Below are 18,324 nucleotides of genomic sequence, written 5' to 3' on the forward strand. Positions count from 1 at the left end.
TCCGGTGCTCCGGGGGCTCGGGTCCGGTTTACGGCTCGAACTTGTAGCCCAGGCCCCGCACCGTCACCAAATACCGAGGCGCGCCCGGATCGGGCTCAATCTTGGCCCGGAGTCGCTTGACGTGGACGTCGAGCGTCTTGGTGTCGCCCACATAGTCCGCGCCCCAGACGCGGTCGATCAGCTGCATCCGGGTCAGCACCCGGCCCGCGTTCCGCAGCAACATCTCCAGCAGGTCGAACTCCTTCAGCGGGAGGTCCACCTTGCCGCCGCCGACCGTGACCACATGCCGGTCCACGTCCATCCGGACCGGCCCGGCCTCCAGGGCGGCGGGGGTGATCTCCTCCGGCTCACCGCGGCGGCGCAGTACGGCTCTGATCCGGGCGACCAGCTCACGTGAGGAGAAGGGCTTGGTCACATAGTCGTCGGCGCCTATCTCCAGCCCGACCACCTTGTCGATCTCGCTGTCCTTGGCGGTCACCATGATCACCGGGACATTGGACCGGCCGCGCAGCTGACGGCAGACCTCCGTACCGGGCAGACCCGGCAGCATCAGGTCGAGCAGCACCAGGTCGGCGCCGTTGCGCTCGAACTCGTCGAGGCCCTCGGGCCCCGTCGTCGCGATCGCGACCTCGAATCCCTCCTTGCGAAGCATGTACGACAGCGCGTCGCTGAACGATTCCTCGTCCTCGACGACCAGAACTCGGGTCACGGAAGGACCTCCGGGGCAGAGAGTGGTTCATTGGTGAAGGTCTCGTACGGCCGGCCGTGGTCCTCGCCATCGAGGTCTGCTCCGGTGTCGTACGACTCGCTCGACTCGCTCGGCTGGCTCCTCGAGCGGTCCCGGTCCCGTGCCGCACCGGCTTCCGGGAGTCTCAGGGTGAAGGTGGAGCCCTGTCCTTCGGCGCTCCACACGGTGACCTCCCCGCCGTGCGAGGCGGCCACATGCTTGACGATGGCGAGACCGAGCCCGGTCCCGCCGGTCTGCCGCGAGCGGGCCGGGTCGACCCTGTAGAAGCGCTCGAAGATCCGCTCGCGGTCCTTCTCGGAGATGCCTATGCCCTGGTCGGTCACGGCGACCTCGATCAGGTCCCCGCCGGTGGCGGGGATGCGGCGGGCGGCGATGCCGACGCGGGTACGCGCCGGGCTGTAGTTGACCGCGTTCTCGACGAGATTGCCGAGCGCGGCGGCCAGCTGGCCGCGGTTGCCCCAGACGTGCAGGTCGGCGGTGCCGCCCGTGGCCATCGTGATCTGCTTGGTGCCCGCCTGGTGGCGGCACCGGTCGATGGCCTCGGCGACGAGCTCGTCCACCCGGACCGGCTCGGCGTCCTCCAGCGGGTCGTCGTTCTGCACCCGGGAGAGGTCGATGAGCTCCTGGACGAGGCTGGTCAGCCGGGTCGCCTCGACCTGCATCCGGCCGGCGAAGCGGTTGACCGCCTCCGGGTCGTCGGACGCGTCCATCACGGCCTCGGACAGCAGGGACAGCGCACCGACCGGGGTCTTGAGCTCATGGCTGACGTTGGCGACGAAGTCTCGTCGCACGGCCTCGATCCGGCGGGCCTCGGTGAGGTCCTCCACCAGCAGCAGGACCAGCCGGGAGCCCAGCGGGGCCACTCTGGCGGACACCGCGAGCGCGTCCCCGCCCCGGCCGGTGCCGCGGCGCGGAAGATCCAGCTCGATCTGGCGGATCTCGCCGTCCCGCCGGGTGTCGCGGGCCATGGCCAGCATCGGCTCCACGGCCAGCTTGCCGCCGCGCACCAGGCCCAGCGCGTACGCGGCCGAGCTCGCCTTGACGACGGCGTCCGCTTCGTCGAGGACGACGGCCGAGGAGCGCAGCACCGACAGGACGGTGTCGACGCCGGGCGGCAGCACGGCGTCGGTATGCAGTGAGGAGCGCGTAGGCTTCGCCTGTTCACGCTCGCTCCAGCGGAACGCCAGCATGGCGATGACGCCGGTGCACAACCCGGCGAGCGCCGCCACTGCGGCGATCGCCGCGTTCACGTTCATGCGTCCAGGTTATGCGGGTGGCGAGACCACTCCACAGCCCCGTGACGATCCCCTTGGTCATACGTTGCCGAGAGTTCACCGCGGCGTCGGTATCGGTTCACTCCGGACGTTTCGCCGGGCAGGTGCCACACGGAGCGGCCGGGGCCACGTTGCCGAGAGTTCACCTGGGAGTTAGGTGTGATTAACGCCCGATGCCGGAAGCGGACGCGTTCCGGCCGGAGCGTGGAAGTGTGGGGCCCTCGAGGGCAAAAACCACGGAGATCTGCCAGAAACCTGTCAGAGATCATCACCGAGAGTCAGTGAAAGAGGTCAGTGATGCGGGACGCGTACCACGAGGAGCTTGATTCGATCGGGGACGGCCTGGTCGACATGGCCCGGCTCGTCGGCTCGGCCATCGGCCGTGCCACCACTGCCATTCTCGACGCGGACCTCAAGCTCGCCGAGAGCGTCATCGCCGCCGACGAGAAGGTCGATGATCTGCAGCGGGATCTGGAGGGACGGGCGATAGCCCTGCTGGCCCGGCAGCAGCCGGTCGCCACGGATCTGCGGATCGTGGTGACCAGCCTGCGGATGAGCGCCGATCTGGAGCGCTCCGGCGACCTCGCGCAGCATGTCGCCAAGCTGGCCCGGCTCCGTTTCCCGGGCTCGGCCGTGCCGCACGATCTGCACGCCACGATCCTGGAGATGGGCCAGCTCGCGCAGCGGCTGATGGCGAAGGCCGCCGAGGTCATCATCACCAAGGACGTCGACCTCGCGCTCCAGCTGGAGCAGGACGACGACGCGATGGACCTGCTGCACCGCGCCCTCTTCCAGCACCTGATGGACGACCGCTGGAAGCACGGCATAGAGACCGCCGTGGACGTCACGCTGCTGGGCCGTTACTACGAGCGGTTCGCCGACCACGCGGTCTCCGTCGCCAAGCGCGTGGTCTACCTGGTCACCGGTGAGCACGCCGACGAGATGTCCCCGCAGGGAGACGTCGAAGGGGCGTGAGCGTCCGCGACGGCGTGCATCGAAGCGCCGTCGACGCGCCCCTGCGCGCGGCCGCCGGGTCGTCGGCACCATGAAGAGCAGGTGACGTGACCCCTCCCGAGGAGGCGACGCATGGCGGACCTCTCCAAGCCCGAAACCCCTCCGACCCACCCCGTCGGCAACCCTGTCGGAGCATGCGGCTGCGGATCGGGCTGCGGCTGCGGCTGCCAGTCCGGCGGTCCGTGCCAGTGCGGCGGCTGCTGCGGCTGACGGGCCCGACCGTACGACGTACGACCGGCAGGATCGGCGCGACCGCGCGACCGCATGACCGGCATGACCGGCATGACGGAGGGCCTGGGACCGGATGACCGGTCCCAGGCCCTCTGCCGTCGGCCTCGTGGGCCAGGCCCGCTGCCGTTCGGCCTCGTCGGCACGTCCCGCCCGAGGTGCGGTTGGCGCCGGATGCGGCGAGCCTGGTGCTATGGAGGACAAGACCCCGGCCCCGGCCCGCGTGGTGGTGGACGAACCGCTGGACGGCCGCCGTCGTGTGCTGATCGACGGACAGGACGTCGGCGTGGTGGTGAGCGCGGACGAGCTCCGGCGGCTGCTGCAGCGCGCGGGTGTGCTCGAAGAGAACGCGACCCTCGACAACCCCGAGCTGATCGAATGGAACGGCGGCGGCCCCGGCGACTGGCCCGCCGCGCCCCGATGACCTGACCCGCTCCCAGGTTCGGCGCCGGTCCCTCCCCTCGTGGGGACCGGTGCCGAACCATGGGGCGGCGGCGATCCGCGCCGTGCCGGCGCGGATCAGGTGCGGAGGCCGGATCCGTGGTCGATGCGACAGCCGTCCGGACGGGACCGGCTCCACGGATCTCCCGAACTCACACGACGAGCCCGCGACCGCCGTCTCGTGGCTCCGGCGCGACGTGTGACGTCGACGAAAGCTGACCGAGAACTTGCGGTGTCATGGGTTGTCTCTCCGTGCGCTGAGCTGATGGCCTTGCTGAGCGGCTCGTGGTGGGGTGCGCTACTGCGCCATGATCCTGCCAGTTGTGCCTCTCACCGAGGAGGTTCCGGTATCGCATTACCGACTTCACCGCTGGTCAGCCGTATAAAGTGAGTTTTCCGGTCCGGATGTTCAGAGCGCGGGGGAAGTAAGGAGTGGAGACCTTGAGTTCCGACTCGGGGGCACGCACAGCCTTCGCGGAACGCCTCGCGCTGCTGTACCGGGAGGCCGGCAACCCTCCCCTCAAGAGCGTGTCCGAGGCGGTCGTCCGACTCCAGCGGACCGACGAGCGAGGGCGTCCCGTACGGGTCTCCGCCCAGCGGATCAGCGACTGGCGGCGGGCCAAGAACGTACCCGCCCAGTTCATCGCCCTCGCGGCCGTCCTGCTCGTCCTGATACCCGACGCCCGCCGCGCGCGGCCCGTGCCGGTGTCCAAGGGCCTGTACGACATGGCCCACTGGCAGCGGCTGTGGGAACGCGCGGTGGCCGACCCGGTCGGCGAACGCCCCGACCCGTCCGCGGAAGAAGAGGAACGGCCCCCGGCCGAAACCCCGGCCGTCTCCGGTGGCGTATGCCCGTATCGTGGGCTGGCCTCGTACCGTCAGCAGGACGCCCGGTGGTTTTTCGGCCGCGAGCGGAGCACGGACGCCCTCGTCACGCAGCTGTGCGCGGCGGAGGAGACGGGCGGCCTGGTCGTACTCGTGGGCGCCTCCGGGGCGGGGAAGTCCTCCCTGCTGAACGCCGGCCTGGTGCCCGCGTTGCGCGAGAGGCGGGTGCTGCAGCTCGTGCCGGGCGCCGACCCGCTCGCCGAGCTGGCCCGCCGGATCCCCGAACTCGCGGACGTCGTCCCCACGTCGGCCGAACCGGAGGCGCGGGAGCCCGGCACCGAGGCACGGGAGCCCGGCACTCCCGGGTTCGCGCGGGCGATGCGCGAGGCCGTCACGGCGTGGGCGGACCGCGAGACGTCCGCCGCCGCCCGTCCGGTGGTGATCGTGGATCAGTTCGAGGAGACGTTCACCCTCGGCTCGGACGAGACGGACCGGCGCGCGTTCATCCAGCTCCTCCACGCCGTCTGCACACCCGACGGCCCCGGCGAGCCGCCCCCCGTGCTCGTCGTCCTCGGCATCCGCGCCGACTTCTACGAGCTGTGCCTGGCCTATCCCGAACTGGCCGACGCGCTCCAGCACCGGCATATGGTGCTCGGGCCGCTGACCACCGCGGAGTTGCGCGAAGCGGTGACCGGCCCGGCCAAGGCCGTGGGGCTGGAGCTCGAACCGGGACTGGCCGAGCTGATCGTCCGTGAAGTGAGCGCCGACAGCCCTCGGGGCACGCATGACGCGGGCGTGCTGCCGCTCCTCTCCCACGCCCTGCTCGCCACCTGGCAGCGGCGCAAGGCGGGACGGCTGACGCTGGCCGGCTACCGCGCGGCGGGCGGCATCCAGGGCGCGGTGGCGGCCACCGCCGAACGCGCCTGGTCCGACCTCGACGCCGAGGCGCGCACGGCCGCGCGACTGCTTCTGCTGCGGCTGGTCCGGCTGGGCGAGGACACCCAGGCCACCCGCAGGCGGGGGACGCGGCACCAGCTGGCGAGGGAGTCGACGGATCCGGGCAAGACGGAGGAATCGCTCGAAGCGCTGGTCCGCGCCCGCCTGGTGACGCTCGACGCGGAGACCGTGGAGATCACCCATGAGGCGCTGCTCCACGCCTGGCCACGGCTGCGCGACTGGATCGACGAGGACCGGAACGACCATCTGGTGCGCCAGCGGCTGGAGGAGGACGGCCGGGCCTGGGAGGGCTCGAACCGCGACGCGTCGCTGCTCTACCGGGGCTCCCGCCTGGAGCAGGCCCACACCTGGGCGAAGACCGCCGGCGGCACCTATCTGACCCGCAGCGCGGTGGAGTTCCTGGCCGCGTCCGTCCGGCTGCGCAGGCGCACGGTGTGGCTCAGCCGCGGTGCGGTGTCGGCTCTGGTCGTCCTGGCGGTCCTGGCCGCCGGTACGGCGGTGGTCGCCTGGCAGCAGCGGGACGACGCGGTGTTCGAGCAGGTGGTGACCGAATCCGATCGCTTCCAGTACACGGATCCGTCGCTCTCCGCCCAACTCGCCCTGGTGGCACACCGGTTGCGGCCGGACGACGAGGCCACGAAGAACCGGTTGCTCTCGGTGGTGAACGCGCCGCTGGCCACCCCGCTCCACGGCCACACCGGCGCCGTCTACCTCACCACGTTCAGCCCGAACGGGCGGCTGCTGGCCACCGCCAGCTACGACCGGACCGTACGGCTGTGGGACGTGAGCGACCGGACCCGCCCCAAACCGCTCGGTGAACCCCTCACCGGCCATACGAGCTGGGTGAGCAGCGCGGTCTTCAGCCCGGACGGCCACACCCTGGCCAGCGCCGGCGACGACGGCACGGTCCGGCTGTGGGACGTGCGGAACCCCCGCCACCCGCGTCCGCTCGGCGCGCCCCTGTCCCGCCACGACGGCACGATCTATCTGCTCGCCTTCAGCCCGGACGGACGCACGCTGGCCACGGCCACGGAAGATCGCGTCGTTCGTCTCTGGGACATGAGCCGCCCGGGCCGGCCGAAGCCGCTCGGCGCCCTGACCGGCCACACCGCCGCCGTACGCTCCGTGGCGTTCAGCCCCGACGGCCGCACCCTGGCGGCCGGTGGCGACAACGGCACGATCAGACTGTGGAACATGGCCGATCCACGCCGTCCGAAGCGGATCGAGACGGTGCTGACCGGCCATAAGGACCTGGTGCACTCGGTGGCCTTCAGCCCGGACGGCCGGACGCTGGCCAGCGGCAGCGCGGACAACACCGTCCGGCTGTGGAACGTCGGCGATCCGCGTCGCGCGGAGCCACTGGGCTCGCCGCTCACCGGCCACACCGGCCCCATCTGGTCGGTGTCCTTCAGCCCGGACGGATCCATGCTCGCCGCCGCCAGCCAGGACAGCACGGCGAGCCTGTGGAACGTCAGCGATCCGGAGTACCCGTCGCAGGTCGGCGAGCCGCTCGCGGGCAGCAGCGGCGAGATGTACGCCCTGGGCTTCAGCCCCGACGGCCGCACCCTCGCCACCGGGTCCGGCGACAACACGGTCCGCCTGTGGTCGCTGCCGACGTCGGACATGGTCGGCCGCAGCGGAGCGTTCCGCCCGGACGGACAGGTGCTCGCCACGGCCGGGCGGGACGAGAAGGTCCGGCTGTGGAACGTGGAGAAGCCCACCCGGCCGGTGCCACTGGGCAAGCCGTTCAGCCCCGGCCAGGGCTCGATCCGTGAACTGACGTTCTCCCCCGACGGCCACACCCTCGCGATGATGACCGGCGACCGCGAGGTGCGGCTGTGGAACGTCACCGACCCGGCCCACCCCGTCGCCTACAAGCCGCCCGTCCCCCTGCGGACCCGGTTCGCCGGCGCGCTGGCCTTCAGCCCGGACGGGCGCGTCATGGCGACCGCGTACAACGACGACACCATCCAGTTGTGGAACGTCGGCGACCTGTCCCGGGTCCGCCGGCTCGGCGCGCCGCTCACCGGCCACAAGGGCTATGTCAACTCCCTCGTCTTCAGCCCGGACAGCCGGACGCTGGCCAGCGGCAGCGCGGACAACACCATCCGGCTGTGGAACGTGACCGACCCGCGTCACGCGGTCCGACGAGGCCCGCGCGTCACGGGACACCTCGGCCCCGTCAACGCGCTCGCCTACAGCCCGGACGGCCGCACACTGGCCAGCGGCAGCGACGACAACACCGTCCGGCTCTGGAACGTCACCGACCCCGGCAGGGCGACCCGGCTGCGCTCCCCTCTCACCGGCCACACCGACGCGATCGTGTCGCTGTCGTTCAGCCGGGACGGCAGCACCCTGGCGAGCGGCGGCAACGACAACACGGCCCGCCTGTGGGACGTCACCGTCCCGTCCAAGGCCACGTCCATCGGACAGTCGCTGAGCCCCAACGCCAAGACCGGCAATTTCCTGTCGTTCAGCCGCGGGAACCGGATGCTCGGGGTGTCCAGCGGCGCCGACACGGTCCGGCTGTGGAGCCTGGACGTGGACGAGGCGGATCGTCGTATCTGCTCGATGTCCCGGGGCGTGCTGACACCGGAGAAATGGGACGAGTATCTGCCGCGGCTGTCGTACGAGCCTCCCTGCGGTCGGTGACGACGTTGCGAGAACGTTGCGTGATCGCGGTCACAACTCCTTATCGGAGGGAGGAGTCGGCTCCCACACGCGAGGAGCCGCGTTAGTCTTGGGTACAGCCCGACCGCTGGTGCATCCCCCGTCGCCAGCGGTCGGGCGCTTCCATGTCAGGGGGAAGCACGTCAGGGGGAGACTCAACGCTGCCGGCGCAACGGTGCCGGGGCAATGGACGAGAACGACCCTTCACCCCCTGGAGGCCCCGTGAGCCGCAGGCTCGACCAGGCCGCTCTGGACCTCGGCCGCGAGTACGTCCGCCATGCGCCCTGGAGCGCCGGAAAGCGGGCCCTGGTCGAGAACCACCTCAACGCCGCACTGCGGGACCGCCCCCTGCACCGCCTGGCCCGTACGCGCTTCGGCGCCACCTTCGCCGTCGACACACAGGACCTCATCCAGCGCTACCTGTACCTCTTCGGCGTCTGGGAACCGCATATGACGCGGTGGCTGCAGCGGCGCCTGAAGCCCGGGGACGTCTTCGTGGACGTCGGGGCCAACATCGGCTACTACAGCATCCTGGCCTCCCGCCTCGTCGGGGCACGCGGCAAGGTGGTGGCGATCGAAGCCTCGCCGGCCTTCCACCGCATCCTCCTGCGGCACGCACGGCGCAACGCATGCGCCAACATCCGCGCGATCAACGCGGCCGTCTCCGACCGCGACGAGCTGCTGACGTTCATCCTCGCCAGCTCCCACAACATGGGCGCGAACAGCGTCGTCCCCTATGACGGCCCGGCCGAGTCCACCTTCGAGATCGCGGCCCAGCCCCTGCCCCGCCTCCTCACCGAAGAGGAGATCGCCCGGGCCAGGGTGATCAAGATCGACGTGGAGGGCGCGGAAGGCGGCGTCGTCCGCGGCCTCCTCCCCCTGCTGGACAAACTGCGCCCCGACGCCGAACTGACCGTCGAGGTCACCCCCCAGCGCATGGCCGACCTGGGCGACTCCGTCGACGAGCTGCTGACGGCCCTGAAGGGCCACGGCTTCCACGTCTACCGCCTGACCAACGACTACGCGGCGGGCACCTACCCGGACGCGCTCCGGCGCCCGTCCGAGGTGCCGATGCGCTGGCGGGGCCCGGTCGCCGAGGAAAGCGACCTGGCCTTCTCCCGGGTGGACGCGGAGACCTTGCCCTGACACCAGGTCGACGGTGCTACTGGTCGTCGCTGGGCAGGTGGGCCTTGGCGTCGTCGTAGGTCGCCTCGCCCGTCGGCTCGGCCGGCGCGTAGACCAGGTGCAGCACACCGGTGCGGAAGGTCGCGGAGGAGAGCAGCCTCAGCGGCATCGTGGTGTCGGCCTCGTCGAACAGCCGCATGCCCTTGCGGACGGCGATCGGGTGGACCAGCAGGTGCAACTCGTCCAGCAGGCCGTGCGCCAGGAGTTGCCGGACGACGGAGACCGAGCCGCTCAGGACGATGTCCCCGCCCGGTTCGCGCTTCAGCGCGGTGACGGCGTCGGCCAGCTCTCCCTTGAGCAGTTCGGAGTTCCGCCAGGTGAACGTGAGGTCCTGGCGGGATGCGACGATCTTGCGGGCGTCGCCGAGCTTCTTGGCGAAACCGGCGTCCTCGCCGCCCTCCGCCTCACGGTCCGGCCACGCTCCGGCGAAGATGTCGTAGGTCTTGCGGCCCAGGAGGAGGGTGTCGGCGGTGGCGAAGGACGCGTCGACGGCGGCGCCCATCTCGTCGTTGAAATAGGGGAAGTGCCACTGATCGGGCGCTTCCACGACTCCGTCGAGCGAGATGAACAGGCTGGCGGTGATCTTCCTCATGATGCTCCTCCGTGGGAAGCGGTCGGCGAGCTCTTCCTGAGTCGGTGAGCTCTTCCACCTCTCAGACCGGGGGCGCCGCACAAACTCATCGGTGCCGCCGCCCGGCATGCCTAGCGCGCCGCGTAGCGCCAGCCGTCCATGGCGGCCAGGACCCGGGCCCGCGCCTCGACCACCGCGAAGCGGGCCGCGCGCTCGGCCTCGTCGGTGTGGGCGGACTGGCTGGTGACCTGGCCGGGCCACTTGCGGTAGAGCAGGCCGGTCTCGGCCGTGAACCAGCCGCGGCTGACCGCGTTGAGGGCCATGAGGAGGCCGGTGTCCTCGGATGCGGGGAGGGCCATCCAGCCGCCGAGGGCGAGGAGCAGGTCCCTGCGGACGAAGAGGGTGACGGGGTGGACCTGGGCGCGGTAGCCGTTCGCCCGCCAGAATTCGAGGAGGGCGCCGCGCGCGATGGGTCCCTGTGGCGGATCGCCCTCGAAGCCGACGGTGGAACCGTCGGGCAGCAGGTCCAGGGCGCGGCAGGTGGCCCAGCCGAGATCGGGGTGGTCGGTGAGCGCGCGGAGGTCGCGGGCGAGGGCGCCGGGGGTGAGCATGTCGTCGGCGTCCAGCACCTTGACGTACTCGCCCTCGGCGCGGGAGAGCCCCATCGTGCGGGCCATCGCGGCCCGGCCGGCCCGGCCCTGGCCGAAGCTGACGCGGGCGTCGTCGGGGACGTAGGGGCGTACGGCGTCGGTCTCGCCGTCTTCCTGGATGACCCACTGCCAGTCCCAGCCGTCCGGCAGCTCCTGCTCGCGCAACGACTTGTAGGCGTCCGGCAGATGCTCGGCGCCCGGGGCGTGGACCGCGGTGATGACGGTGATGGTGTTCATATGGTCCTCATGGTCTTCGGCATGGTCACCACCTCTTCAGGGGCGTGGTGAAGACGAGTTCCGTACGGTCTCCGCACAGCGTCACGTCGGAGACCTCCACGACCCGGTCGCGGATATCCGTACAGATCTTGCGCAGGACGATCACCGACACGCCCTTCTTCAGCCCGAGCGCCTCGGCCTCTTCCACCGTCGGCGGCCGGGCCGTGATCCGTTCCTCTATGCGGTCCAGCTCGATGCCGATCGTGTAGAGCTGATGCTGGGTGCCGCCTGGCCAGGGCTCATGGGCGGCGTCGAGCAGGTCGGGGTTGGCGGCCACGACGTCGTGGACCAGGTAGGAGTGCACGAGCGCGAACGGGGCGTCCTCCTCGCGGCAGTTGGTGCGGTAGATCCGCTCCAGCAGCCGCGTGCCCATGGGGACCCCGAAGACCGAGGCCAGGTCCTCGTCGGCCCTCGCGTCGCGGTACTCGGCGTGAAAGGCGAGGTCGCCGACCTCCAGCCCGGTGTCGTGCTCGGTCGACCCGGTCCGCAGCCGCTCCGCCGTGGACCGGCGCACCCGGTCCTTCTCCCACTGGTGCCGCTCACTGCTCCGCTCGACCCGCCGGCGCGGGGCCCGTACGAACGTCCCCACTCCGTGCCGCCTGTCGATCAGCCCCTCGGCCACCAGCTCCGACAGCGCCCGCTGCAGCGTCGGCACGCTCGTCCGATACCGCGCCGCGAGCTTGTCCTTGGCCGGAAGCCGCTCCCCGGGGCCTAGCCGACCTGCGCGGATGCTCTGCCGTAGGGCATCGGCGACCTGCTCGTACTTGGCCATGCGCAGCTCACCGTCCCGTCCCGGTTGTGCGGCCGCCGCGGACGATGTCAGCGTATCGTCTGGCCGCCTTGCCGCCGCCGGCCACGCTGTGGGCGTACGCCACGAAGCCCGCGGCCGTCAGGTCAGTTCCAGACCTCCGTCGATGGTGAGGATCCGCCCGGTGAGCCAGGTGGTGGCTGGATCGGCCAGGCGCAGGATCCAGGCGGCGACCTCGGCCAGCGGGGACCGCGGCGCGCGCCGCCCGACATCCCACTCCGGACGAGATCACCCTCATCGACGTGATGGGGGCGTTCAACGACCCCATCCGGGTCGGCCTGATACGTGTGCTCGCCGACGACCACGAACACGGATGGGGCGAACCGCGTGCGCCCGTGGCCAACCCTCAGCCATCACCTGCGCGTGCTCCGGGACGCGGGCGTCACCCGCACCCGGCAGGAAGGCACCCGCTGCTTCGTCACCCTGCGCAGCGACGACCTCAACGCCCGCTTCTCCGGGCTGCTGAACGCCGTTCTCGACGCCGCCCACCGCGACGGCGTCGGCTCCCACGTCGGCCTCGCCGGCGACCCGCCGACCGCCTGATGCCTCACGATCCCTGACGCCGAGGACCCACAGTGGGCCCAGGTCGTGAACGGCCCCCTGATCCGCGCCATAAGCGGAGGTCGAGATCCTGATCACCACGCTGAACGGCGGAAACCGCCGACGTGGTCGGGCCCTTCTCCCGGGCGGGAGAGCCGGCCGCGTGGCGGTGAGCCGCCAGTTCCTTCTCCGGCCGCCGGATGGGGTAGCGCGGAACCCGCGCCGTGCGCTGCAGGGCCATCGCCGCGGTGAGGGTGGTGGGCCTCGAAGCCGTGCTCGACGCAGCCGACAGAAGCTTTGCCGCCATGCCTCGGTCGTTCCGCAGGGAAGAATCCCCCGCGCCGGCTCGGGAGTCATGTTCCGACATGCTGGCGCGCTCGACCGCAGCGCCCGCCTGAGGATGCTCCGACGGTAGGCCGCCTCGGTGTTTTCGCTGGTGAGGGTCCTGAAGTGGGCCCAGGGGCAGCGAAAAGCCCCCTACTCGCGGCCCGGGGCCGCAGGTAGGGGGCTCGATCGCGTCGCGCTACTTCTTCTTGCCCTGGTTCTTGACTGCCTCGATGGCGGCCTTCGCGGCGTCCGGGTCGAGGTAGGTGCCGCCCGGGGTGACCGGCTTGAAGTCGGTGTCGAGTTCGTAGGAGAGCGGGATGCCCGTCGGGATGTTCAGGCCCGCGATGTCGGCGTCGGAGATGCCGTCCAGGTGCTTGACCAGGGCACGGAGGGAGTTGCCGTGGGCCGCGACCAGGACGGTCTTGCCCGTGAGCAGGTCCGGGACGATGCCGTCGAACCAGTACGGGAGCATGCGGACCACGACGTCCTTGAGGCACTCCGTCTGCGGGCGCAGCTCCGGCGGGAGGGTCGCGTAGCGCGGGTCCGCGAACTGGGAGTACTCGGCGTCGCGGTCCAGCGGGGGCGGCGGGGTGTCATACGAGCGGCGCCACAGCATGAACTGCTCCTCGCCGAACTCGGCGAGGGTCTGCGCCTTGTCCTTGCCCTGTAGGGCGCCGTAGTGGCGCTCGTTCAGGCGCCACGAGCGGTGGACGGGGATCCAGTGGCGGTCGGCGGACTCCAGCGCCAGCTGGGCAGTGCGGATCGCGCGCTTCTGGAGCGAGGTGTGGACCACGTCGGGGAGCAGGCCGGCGTCCTTCAGCAGCTCACCGCCGCGGACGGCCTCCTTCTCGCCCTTCTCGTTCAGGTTGACGTCCACCCAGCCGGTGAACAGGTTCTTCGCGTTCCACTCGCTCTCGCCGTGGCGGAGGAGGATCAGCTTGTACGGTGCGTCGGCCATGTCGTCGAGCCTACTGGACCGGTCTGAGGGGGCCGGTTGACGGACCCCGTCAATTGACTGGCGGGGCGGGGGCGGCGTCGGTAAGTTGCGGATCCTGGTGGCGCCACTTACAGGCTGTGGCATGTACAGGGGGGATTCGTCCGGTGTCCGTCGCTCGACTGAAACAGGCCGCGAAGGAGAGCGTCTCGGGGTTGCCCCGGGAGTTCTGGTGGCTGTGGACCTCCACGCTGGTCAATCGGCTGGGCGGGTTCGTGGCCACGTTCCTTGCCATGTACCTGACCGTGGACCGAGGCTATTCGGCGATGTTCGCCGGGCTGGTCGGGGCGCTGCACGGGCTGGGCGGGGCGGTGTCGGCGGTGGTCGCCGGGGTGCTGACCGACCGGCTGGGGCGGCGGCCCACGCTACTGGTCTCGCAGGTGTCGACGGCGGTCACGGTCGCCGTGCTGGGCTTCGTCCAGGACCCGGTCGCCATCGCCGTCGTGACCTGTCTGGTGGGGATGACCAGCAACGCGTCACGGCCCGCGGTGCAGGCGATGATCGCCGACATTGTCCGCCCCGAGGACCGGGTGCGGGCCTTCGCGCTCAACTACTGGGCCATCAACCTCGGCTTCGCCGTCTCCGCGGCGGCGGCCGGGCTGATCGCGAGCCACGGCTATCTCACGCTCTTCCTGGGCGACGCCGGGATGACGCTGCTGTGCGCGGTCATCGTCTTCGCCAAGGTGCCGGAGTCCCGTCCGGAGCGGGGTGGCGCCGCCGCCGGAGGTGGGGGTGGGGATGGGGATGGGGATGGGGCAATGGACGCGCTGGAGCCGGAGGTCGGGCTGGGCTCGGTGCTGCGGGACCGGCGGTTCATGGCCGTGGTCGGGCTGTCGTATCTGGTCGCGACCCTCATCCAGCAGGCGTTCGTGGCACTGCCCGTGGCGATGGGGGCGCAGGGGCTGTCCAGCACCGACTACGGCATCGCGATCGCGACCAACGGCGCGCTGATCGTGGCCGTACAGATCCCGGTGACGCGGTTCCTCGAACATCGCGATCCGGCGCCACTGCTGATGGCCTCCGCACTGCTGACCGGAGGGGGCTTCGGGCTGACCGCCTTCGCCGGGTCGGTCGGGATGTACACGGTGGCCGTGACCGTCTGGACGCTCGGCGAGATCATCAACTCCCCCACGCAGATGGGGCTCGTGGCCCGGCTCTCCCCGACCCATGCGCGCGGCCGCTACCAGGGGATGTACAGCCTGTCGTGGTCCCTCGCCTCGCTCACCGCACCGCTGGTGGGTGGCGCGGTCATGGACCGCTTCGGGGCGGACGCCCTGTGGGCGAGCAGCGCCGTGGTGGGGGTCGTGGCGGCCGGGGGGTACGCGGCGCTGGGGCGTGCGATGCGGAGCCGGCCCGAGGCCGGCGGATCTGGGGGCGAGGGTTCTGGGAGCGTGGTGGATACCGGTGCGGGCGCTGAGCTGGGCGCCGAGGTGGGCGCGGCCGCTGAGGGTGAGGTCAGTGCCGGAGGCGGGGCGGGTGCGGTCGGTGTGGCTGCCGGCAGCGGGGCGGCCGGGGCTTCCGATGGCGGGGCGGCCGGGGCCTCCGGTGGCGGGGCGCGCGCCGTCGGCGCGGGGCCGGTGGCGGGATAGGGACTGCCTGACGTGCCGGGGCACGCGGTCGGTGCGGGGGCTGCCACCGGTGGCTGCGCGGGCGGTCGGGCGGGGGCGGGCGAGGGCGGCGGCTAGGGACGCGGTGGCTAGGCGCGGCCCGGTGCGCTTACGGCGCGGACCTGGGGATGACGGGCTCGATGTGGATGGGCGGGGGCAGTGGGGGCTGGTAGGTCGGGATCGTCTGCCGGTCCGGGAAAGTGGGCCGCTGGTAGGTCGGGTACGGAGCGGGGCCCGTACCGGGGCCGCCGCCCGGCTGGTAGCGGTCGTTCCACCGGATCACCGGGATCCGGGGGTAGCTCGGCTCGTCCCTGTGCGCCCACAGCGCGAACATCACCCCGGTCATCCCCACCAGCACGGTGAGCGCCAGCGCCCCTACGGCCATGATGCGCCGCCGCGCGGGCCCGGTGACCTCCGGCGCGATGCTGATCCGCCGCGCCTTCTCCCCTGGCATCGGCCCGCCCGCCGTACCACTGGCCGGGCAGGGCAAGGGTGCGCGTTCGTCCACGCCCAGGGCGGCCAGGTGCAGCCCGAGCCGCTGGGTCTGGCCGGGCAGCCGCACGGCGGTGTCGGCCCAGGTGCGGATGGTTTCGGGGGCGATGCCGTCGGGCGGTACGAGAATGCTGGGGCCGGTCCAGTTCATGGCCCAGTACGCGGTCCCCCGCGCGACCAGGTGCGCTCCGATCAGCACGGACAAGGCGTCGGCCAGGCAGCTGAGCGGATCGTCGCGTTCGGTCTGCTCGGGGTGGGGCGTCCGCTCACCGTGCGGCAGACGGGAGTTGAGGGCGCGGGCGAGGGGCATACGGTGACCGCCGTCCAGCAGCCGCAGCACCCGTTGGATCGTGAGCGCGTCCGGCTGGGCGGCTGGTCCCGCTTCCGGCTCCGGGAACCGCTCTGCTTCCGGCTCCCCGATCGGCACCGCTTCCGGCCCCGCCTTCTGGCGTCCCGCCCCCTCCGCCTCCTCGACGCCGCGCACCGCCTCGGCCAACGGGGTGAGGATGCGCGTCGCGCGGTACTCGGCCAGTTCGGTGAGCCAGTCCCGCCACGGCACCCGCTTCCCCGCGTCCGGGCCGGACAGCATGACGCGGCCCAGCGCGACCGCGTACCGCGGCTGTAGAGAGAGGGGGCCCGGGGCGAGGGGATCCGGGGACAGCGCGTCCGGAAAAAGGGGCTCGGCGCCGGGCTCCGGGGCGGGCAGGCGCGCCAGCCGTTCCAAGCGGGTGGCCAGCGCCGGATGCGCGTCGTCGGGGTCGGCGGGCCGCTCGACGGCGCGGGCACGTAACGCGGCCAGCGGCTCCCGCACTTCGGGGGCCTCGACCATATGGGCGAAGGCGCGGAACGGATCGTCGGGGATCCGGCCCGTCGCCCGGCGCATCGGGGCGAGGAAGTCCGCGAGGAACTCCTGCCACGCCGCCTCCAGCGCCGCCGTGGAGCGCAGCGCGTCGGCCATGGCGCCCGGACCGGCCACCCGGGCGGCCTCGCGGTCGGCCTCCAGCTCCTGCCGCCGCCGGACCGGGCGGGTGAGCCAGCGGAAGACGCGGGTGTAGAGGCCGAGCAGCAGCAGGGGCCAGCCCGCGTAAAGCCGCACCAGGTGGTTGGCGGCCGACGCTTCCTGGATCGCCTGCCGGGCGGCGTCCAGCCCTGCCGCGCCCCGGTGGGCGACCGCGCCGAAGCGGCTGTGGCGGCGGGAGAAATGGCCCAGCTCATGGGCGAGGACGGCACGCAATTCGGCGGGCGGCAGACAGGCCGGCAGGGGCATTCCGAGGTAGAGGACGCGTCGGCCGGGGGCGAGCCCGAGGAGTGGTGCGTCCTCGGTGACGGAGGCGTTGACCTCGGCGGTCAGCCGGATACGGGCGGGCGGGCGGGTGCCGACGGCGAGGGCCAGCTCCTCGACCGTGCGCCATAGCTCCGGTGCCCCGCGGCGGGTCACCGTCACCGCGTCCTCGCGCGATACGGCGGGGCGGGCGGTGCGGATCACCGCCCACACCATGCCGAAGACGATCGGGGCGAACGCCGCGCAGGCGGTGACGACACTCATGGGCGGCGTCTGGACCCCCGGCTCCGCCGCGGTCCATAAGGCCGCCGCGAGGAAGGCGCCCCAGAGCAGCACCATGGCCGCGACCAGCGCGTAGAAGACGGCGAGCAGGGCGAGGGCGAGGAGAGCGCGAGCGGCGGCGATCATCGGCGCTCCCGCATGCCGTCGGGACCGCCGTCACGGGCGGCGTCGGACCGGAAACCGTCACGGGCGGCGTCGGACCGCAAACCGTTCCGGGCGGCGTCGGACCGGAAACCGTTCCGGGCGGCGTCGGACCGGAAACCGTTCCGTGCGTCGCCCCGGAAACCGTCCGACAGCCACTCCGCGGCCCCGTACAGCGCCGCCGTCAGCGGGTCCTCCGGCGTGCGGGTCAGCAGGCGCTCGGTCGGGCGGCCGAGCTCCGGGGAGACGTCCAGCATCAGGCTCAGCCGGGCGCGGGCCTTGTTGAGGTTGCTGCCGACGCTGCCGACCGAGATCCCCAGCTCCGCGGAGATCGCCCGATAGCTCATGCCCTCGAGCGAATGCATGACGACCACCTGACGCTGGCGCGGCGGCAGCGTGCCGAGGGCGCGCAGCGCGGCCAGTGCCTCGGCGGTCTCCTCCACGGTGGCGGTCGGGGCGGCCGGGACGGTCGTCTCGGCCATCTCGACCGGCTTCCAGCGGAACCACCAGCGCTGCCCGTCCTTCGACAGTTTGCGCCGCATGGTGGTGGTCACCCATGCCTCGGGCGAGGCGCACGCCCTGACCTCGGGCCAGCGGCGCATCGCCTCGATGTACGCCTCCTGCACGGCGTCCTCGGCGTTCTGCCGATTGCCGCTGAGCATCACCGCGCGGGCGGCCAGCCAGGGGTAGGTGCGGGCGTAGAAGGCGTCGAACTCCTCCTCGAACTCGCCGCCGCACGCGGTCTCCTCGACGGTGTCACTCACCCCGATCGCCCCCGTCCCGCTCCTCCACCCGCCGCCTTATGGTCAGCGCCGCGCCGTCGGGGCGGTGGTCTGTGAGCACCGTGCCCGGTGCCGTTCTGCTCACCAACTCGGCCAGCGTGCGCGCCCGGAGCCGTTCGCCCGAGCGCGCCGCCAGCCAGCGGATGACGTCCCCCATCAGCCGTAGCACCCCCACCGTCACGACCGTTGCCACCGTGAGCCACGGATTGTCCATGAGCACCGTTGTGTCT

The 18,324-nt window shown here is 71.8% G+C and carries 15 protein-coding genes; 6 read left to right on the forward strand and 9 right to left on the reverse strand.

What is annotated here, in order from left to right:
- Positions 1 to 28: 28 nt before the first annotated feature.
- Entirely contained in the window at positions 29 to 709 is a 681-nt protein-coding gene (locus AS97_RS21595) for a response regulator transcription factor (protein ID WP_014061580.1), read from the reverse strand.
- Positions 706 to 2,004 carry an ATP-binding protein gene (locus AS97_RS21600; RefSeq protein ID WP_086708663.1) on the reverse strand — a complete coding sequence of 433 codons (1,299 nt, stop codon included), beginning with the start codon at positions 2,002 to 2,004 and terminating at the stop codon, positions 706 to 708. Before AS97_RS21600 ends, AS97_RS21595 begins: the two co-directional genes overlap by 4 nt.
- 315 nt (positions 2,005 to 2,319) lie before the next feature.
- Here AS97_RS21600 and phoU point away from each other — a divergent pair, with 315 nt between their 5' ends.
- The 4 genes from phoU to AS97_RS21620 all read left to right on the forward strand — a co-directional run bounded on the left by phoU (position 2,320) and on the right by AS97_RS21620 (position 9,303).
- Positions 2,320 to 2,997 carry a phosphate signaling complex protein PhoU gene (gene phoU / locus AS97_RS21605; RefSeq protein WP_059142777.1) on the forward strand — a complete coding sequence of 226 codons (678 nt, stop codon included), beginning with the start codon at positions 2,320 to 2,322 and terminating at the stop codon, positions 2,995 to 2,997.
- A 460-nt stretch (positions 2,998 to 3,457) separates the two neighbouring features.
- Positions 3,458 to 3,688, forward strand: a complete 231-nt coding sequence (locus AS97_RS21610; RefSeq protein ID WP_014061583.1) for a hypothetical protein — start codon at positions 3,458 to 3,460, stop codon at positions 3,686 to 3,688.
- A 449-nt stretch (positions 3,689 to 4,137) separates the two neighbouring features.
- Positions 4,138 to 8,139, forward strand: a complete 4,002-nt coding sequence (locus AS97_RS21615) for an AAA family ATPase (RefSeq protein WP_210565478.1) — start codon at positions 4,138 to 4,140, stop codon at positions 8,137 to 8,139.
- 240 nt (positions 8,140 to 8,379) lie between these two features.
- Positions 8,380 to 9,303, forward strand: a complete 924-nt coding sequence (locus tag AS97_RS21620) for an FkbM family methyltransferase (RefSeq protein ID WP_210565479.1) — start codon at positions 8,380 to 8,382, stop codon at positions 9,301 to 9,303.
- A 16-nt stretch (positions 9,304 to 9,319) separates the two neighbouring features.
- Here the strand turns inward: AS97_RS21620 and AS97_RS21625 are convergent, their stop codons facing one another.
- From AS97_RS21625 to AS97_RS21635, 3 genes are all read right to left on the reverse strand, one after another.
- Complete coding sequence (locus AS97_RS21625; RefSeq protein WP_059142779.1) at positions 9,320 to 9,934, reverse strand: dihydrofolate reductase family protein; 615 nt, start codon at positions 9,932 to 9,934, stop codon at positions 9,320 to 9,322.
- Positions 9,935 to 10,044: 110 nt separating this feature from the next.
- A complete protein-coding gene (locus AS97_RS21630) occupies positions 10,045 to 10,800 on the reverse strand; it encodes a glycosyltransferase (RefSeq protein WP_059142780.1) in 756 nt (251 codons plus the stop codon).
- Positions 10,801 to 10,825: 25 nt separating this feature from the next.
- Positions 10,826 to 11,611, reverse strand: a complete 786-nt coding sequence (locus tag AS97_RS21635) for a GntR family transcriptional regulator (protein WP_210565480.1) — start codon at positions 11,609 to 11,611, stop codon at positions 10,826 to 10,828.
- Positions 11,612 to 11,974: 363 nt separating this feature from the next.
- Here AS97_RS21635 and AS97_RS21640 point away from each other — a divergent pair, with 363 nt between their 5' ends.
- On the forward strand, positions 11,975 to 12,190 hold the full coding sequence (locus AS97_RS21640; RefSeq protein WP_247204453.1) for a helix-turn-helix domain-containing protein: 216 nt from the start codon (positions 11,975 to 11,977) through the stop codon (positions 12,188 to 12,190).
- 520 nt (positions 12,191 to 12,710) lie between these two features.
- Here AS97_RS21640 and AS97_RS21645 read toward each other — a convergent pair.
- A complete protein-coding gene (locus tag AS97_RS21645) occupies positions 12,711 to 13,472 on the reverse strand; it encodes a phosphoglyceromutase (protein WP_059142784.1) in 762 nt (253 codons plus the stop codon).
- A gap of 143 nt (positions 13,473 to 13,615) precedes the next feature.
- Between AS97_RS21645 and AS97_RS21650 the strand changes: the two genes are divergently transcribed.
- Positions 13,616 to 15,097: an MFS transporter gene (locus AS97_RS21650; RefSeq protein WP_247204454.1), complete on the forward strand. Its 1,482-nt coding sequence runs from the start codon at positions 13,616 to 13,618 to the stop codon at positions 15,095 to 15,097.
- A 127-nt stretch (positions 15,098 to 15,224) separates the two neighbouring features.
- Here AS97_RS21650 and AS97_RS48625 read toward each other — a convergent pair whose 3' ends face one another.
- The 3 genes from AS97_RS48625 to AS97_RS21665 are packed head-to-tail and all read right to left on the reverse strand — an operon-like array spanning position 15,225 to position 18,308.
- Positions 15,225 to 17,297, reverse strand: coding sequence for a M48 family metalloprotease (locus AS97_RS48625; RefSeq protein WP_210565481.1), 2,073 nt, complete (start codon positions 17,295 to 17,297; stop codon positions 15,225 to 15,227).
- Entirely contained in the window at positions 17,294 to 18,076 is a 783-nt protein-coding gene (locus AS97_RS21660) for a sigma-70 family RNA polymerase sigma factor (protein ID WP_247204455.1), read from the reverse strand. Before AS97_RS21660 ends, AS97_RS48625 begins: the two co-directional genes overlap by 4 nt.
- Complete coding sequence (locus tag AS97_RS21665) at positions 18,069 to 18,308, reverse strand: hypothetical protein (protein ID WP_125760254.1); 240 nt, start codon at positions 18,306 to 18,308, stop codon at positions 18,069 to 18,071. Before AS97_RS21665 ends, AS97_RS21660 begins: the two co-directional genes overlap by 8 nt.
- Between the last annotated feature and the right edge of the window lie 16 nt (positions 18,309 to 18,324).

Origin of the sequence: Streptomyces sp. AgN23, from assembly GCF_001598115.1 — a bacterium.
Taxonomy (GTDB): Bacteria; Actinomycetota; Actinomycetes; order Streptomycetales; family Streptomycetaceae; genus Streptomyces; species Streptomyces antimycoticus.

Excerpts from the sequence above, each read along its gene's own strand:
- AS97_RS21600 (WP_086708663.1), bottom strand. The coding sequence starts at position 2,004 with ATGAACGTGAACGCGGCGATCGCCGCAGTGGCGGCGCTCGCCGGGTTG.
- phoU (WP_059142777.1), top strand. The coding sequence starts at position 2,320 with ATGCGGGACGCGTACCACGAGGAGCTTGATTCGATCGGGGACGGCCTG.
- AS97_RS21610 (WP_014061583.1), top strand. The coding sequence starts at position 3,458 with ATGGAGGACAAGACCCCGGCCCCGGCCCGCGTGGTGGTGGACGAACCG.
- AS97_RS21625 (WP_059142779.1), bottom strand. The coding sequence starts at position 9,934 with ATGAGGAAGATCACCGCCAGCCTGTTCATCTCGCTCGACGGAGTCGTG.
- AS97_RS21630 (WP_059142780.1), bottom strand. The coding sequence starts at position 10,800 with ATGAACACCATCACCGTCATCACCGCGGTCCACGCCCCGGGCGCCGAG.
- AS97_RS21635 (WP_210565480.1), bottom strand. The coding sequence starts at position 11,611 with ATGGCCAAGTACGAGCAGGTCGCCGATGCCCTACGGCAGAGCATCCGC.
- AS97_RS21645 (WP_059142784.1), bottom strand. The coding sequence starts at position 13,472 with ATGGCCGACGCACCGTACAAGCTGATCCTCCTCCGCCACGGCGAGAGC.
- AS97_RS48625 (WP_210565481.1), bottom strand. The coding sequence starts at position 17,297 with ATGATCGCCGCCGCTCGCGCTCTCCTCGCCCTCGCCCTGCTCGCCGTC.
- AS97_RS21665 (WP_125760254.1), bottom strand. The coding sequence starts at position 18,308 with ATGGACAATCCGTGGCTCACGGTGGCAACGGTCGTGACGGTGGGGGTG.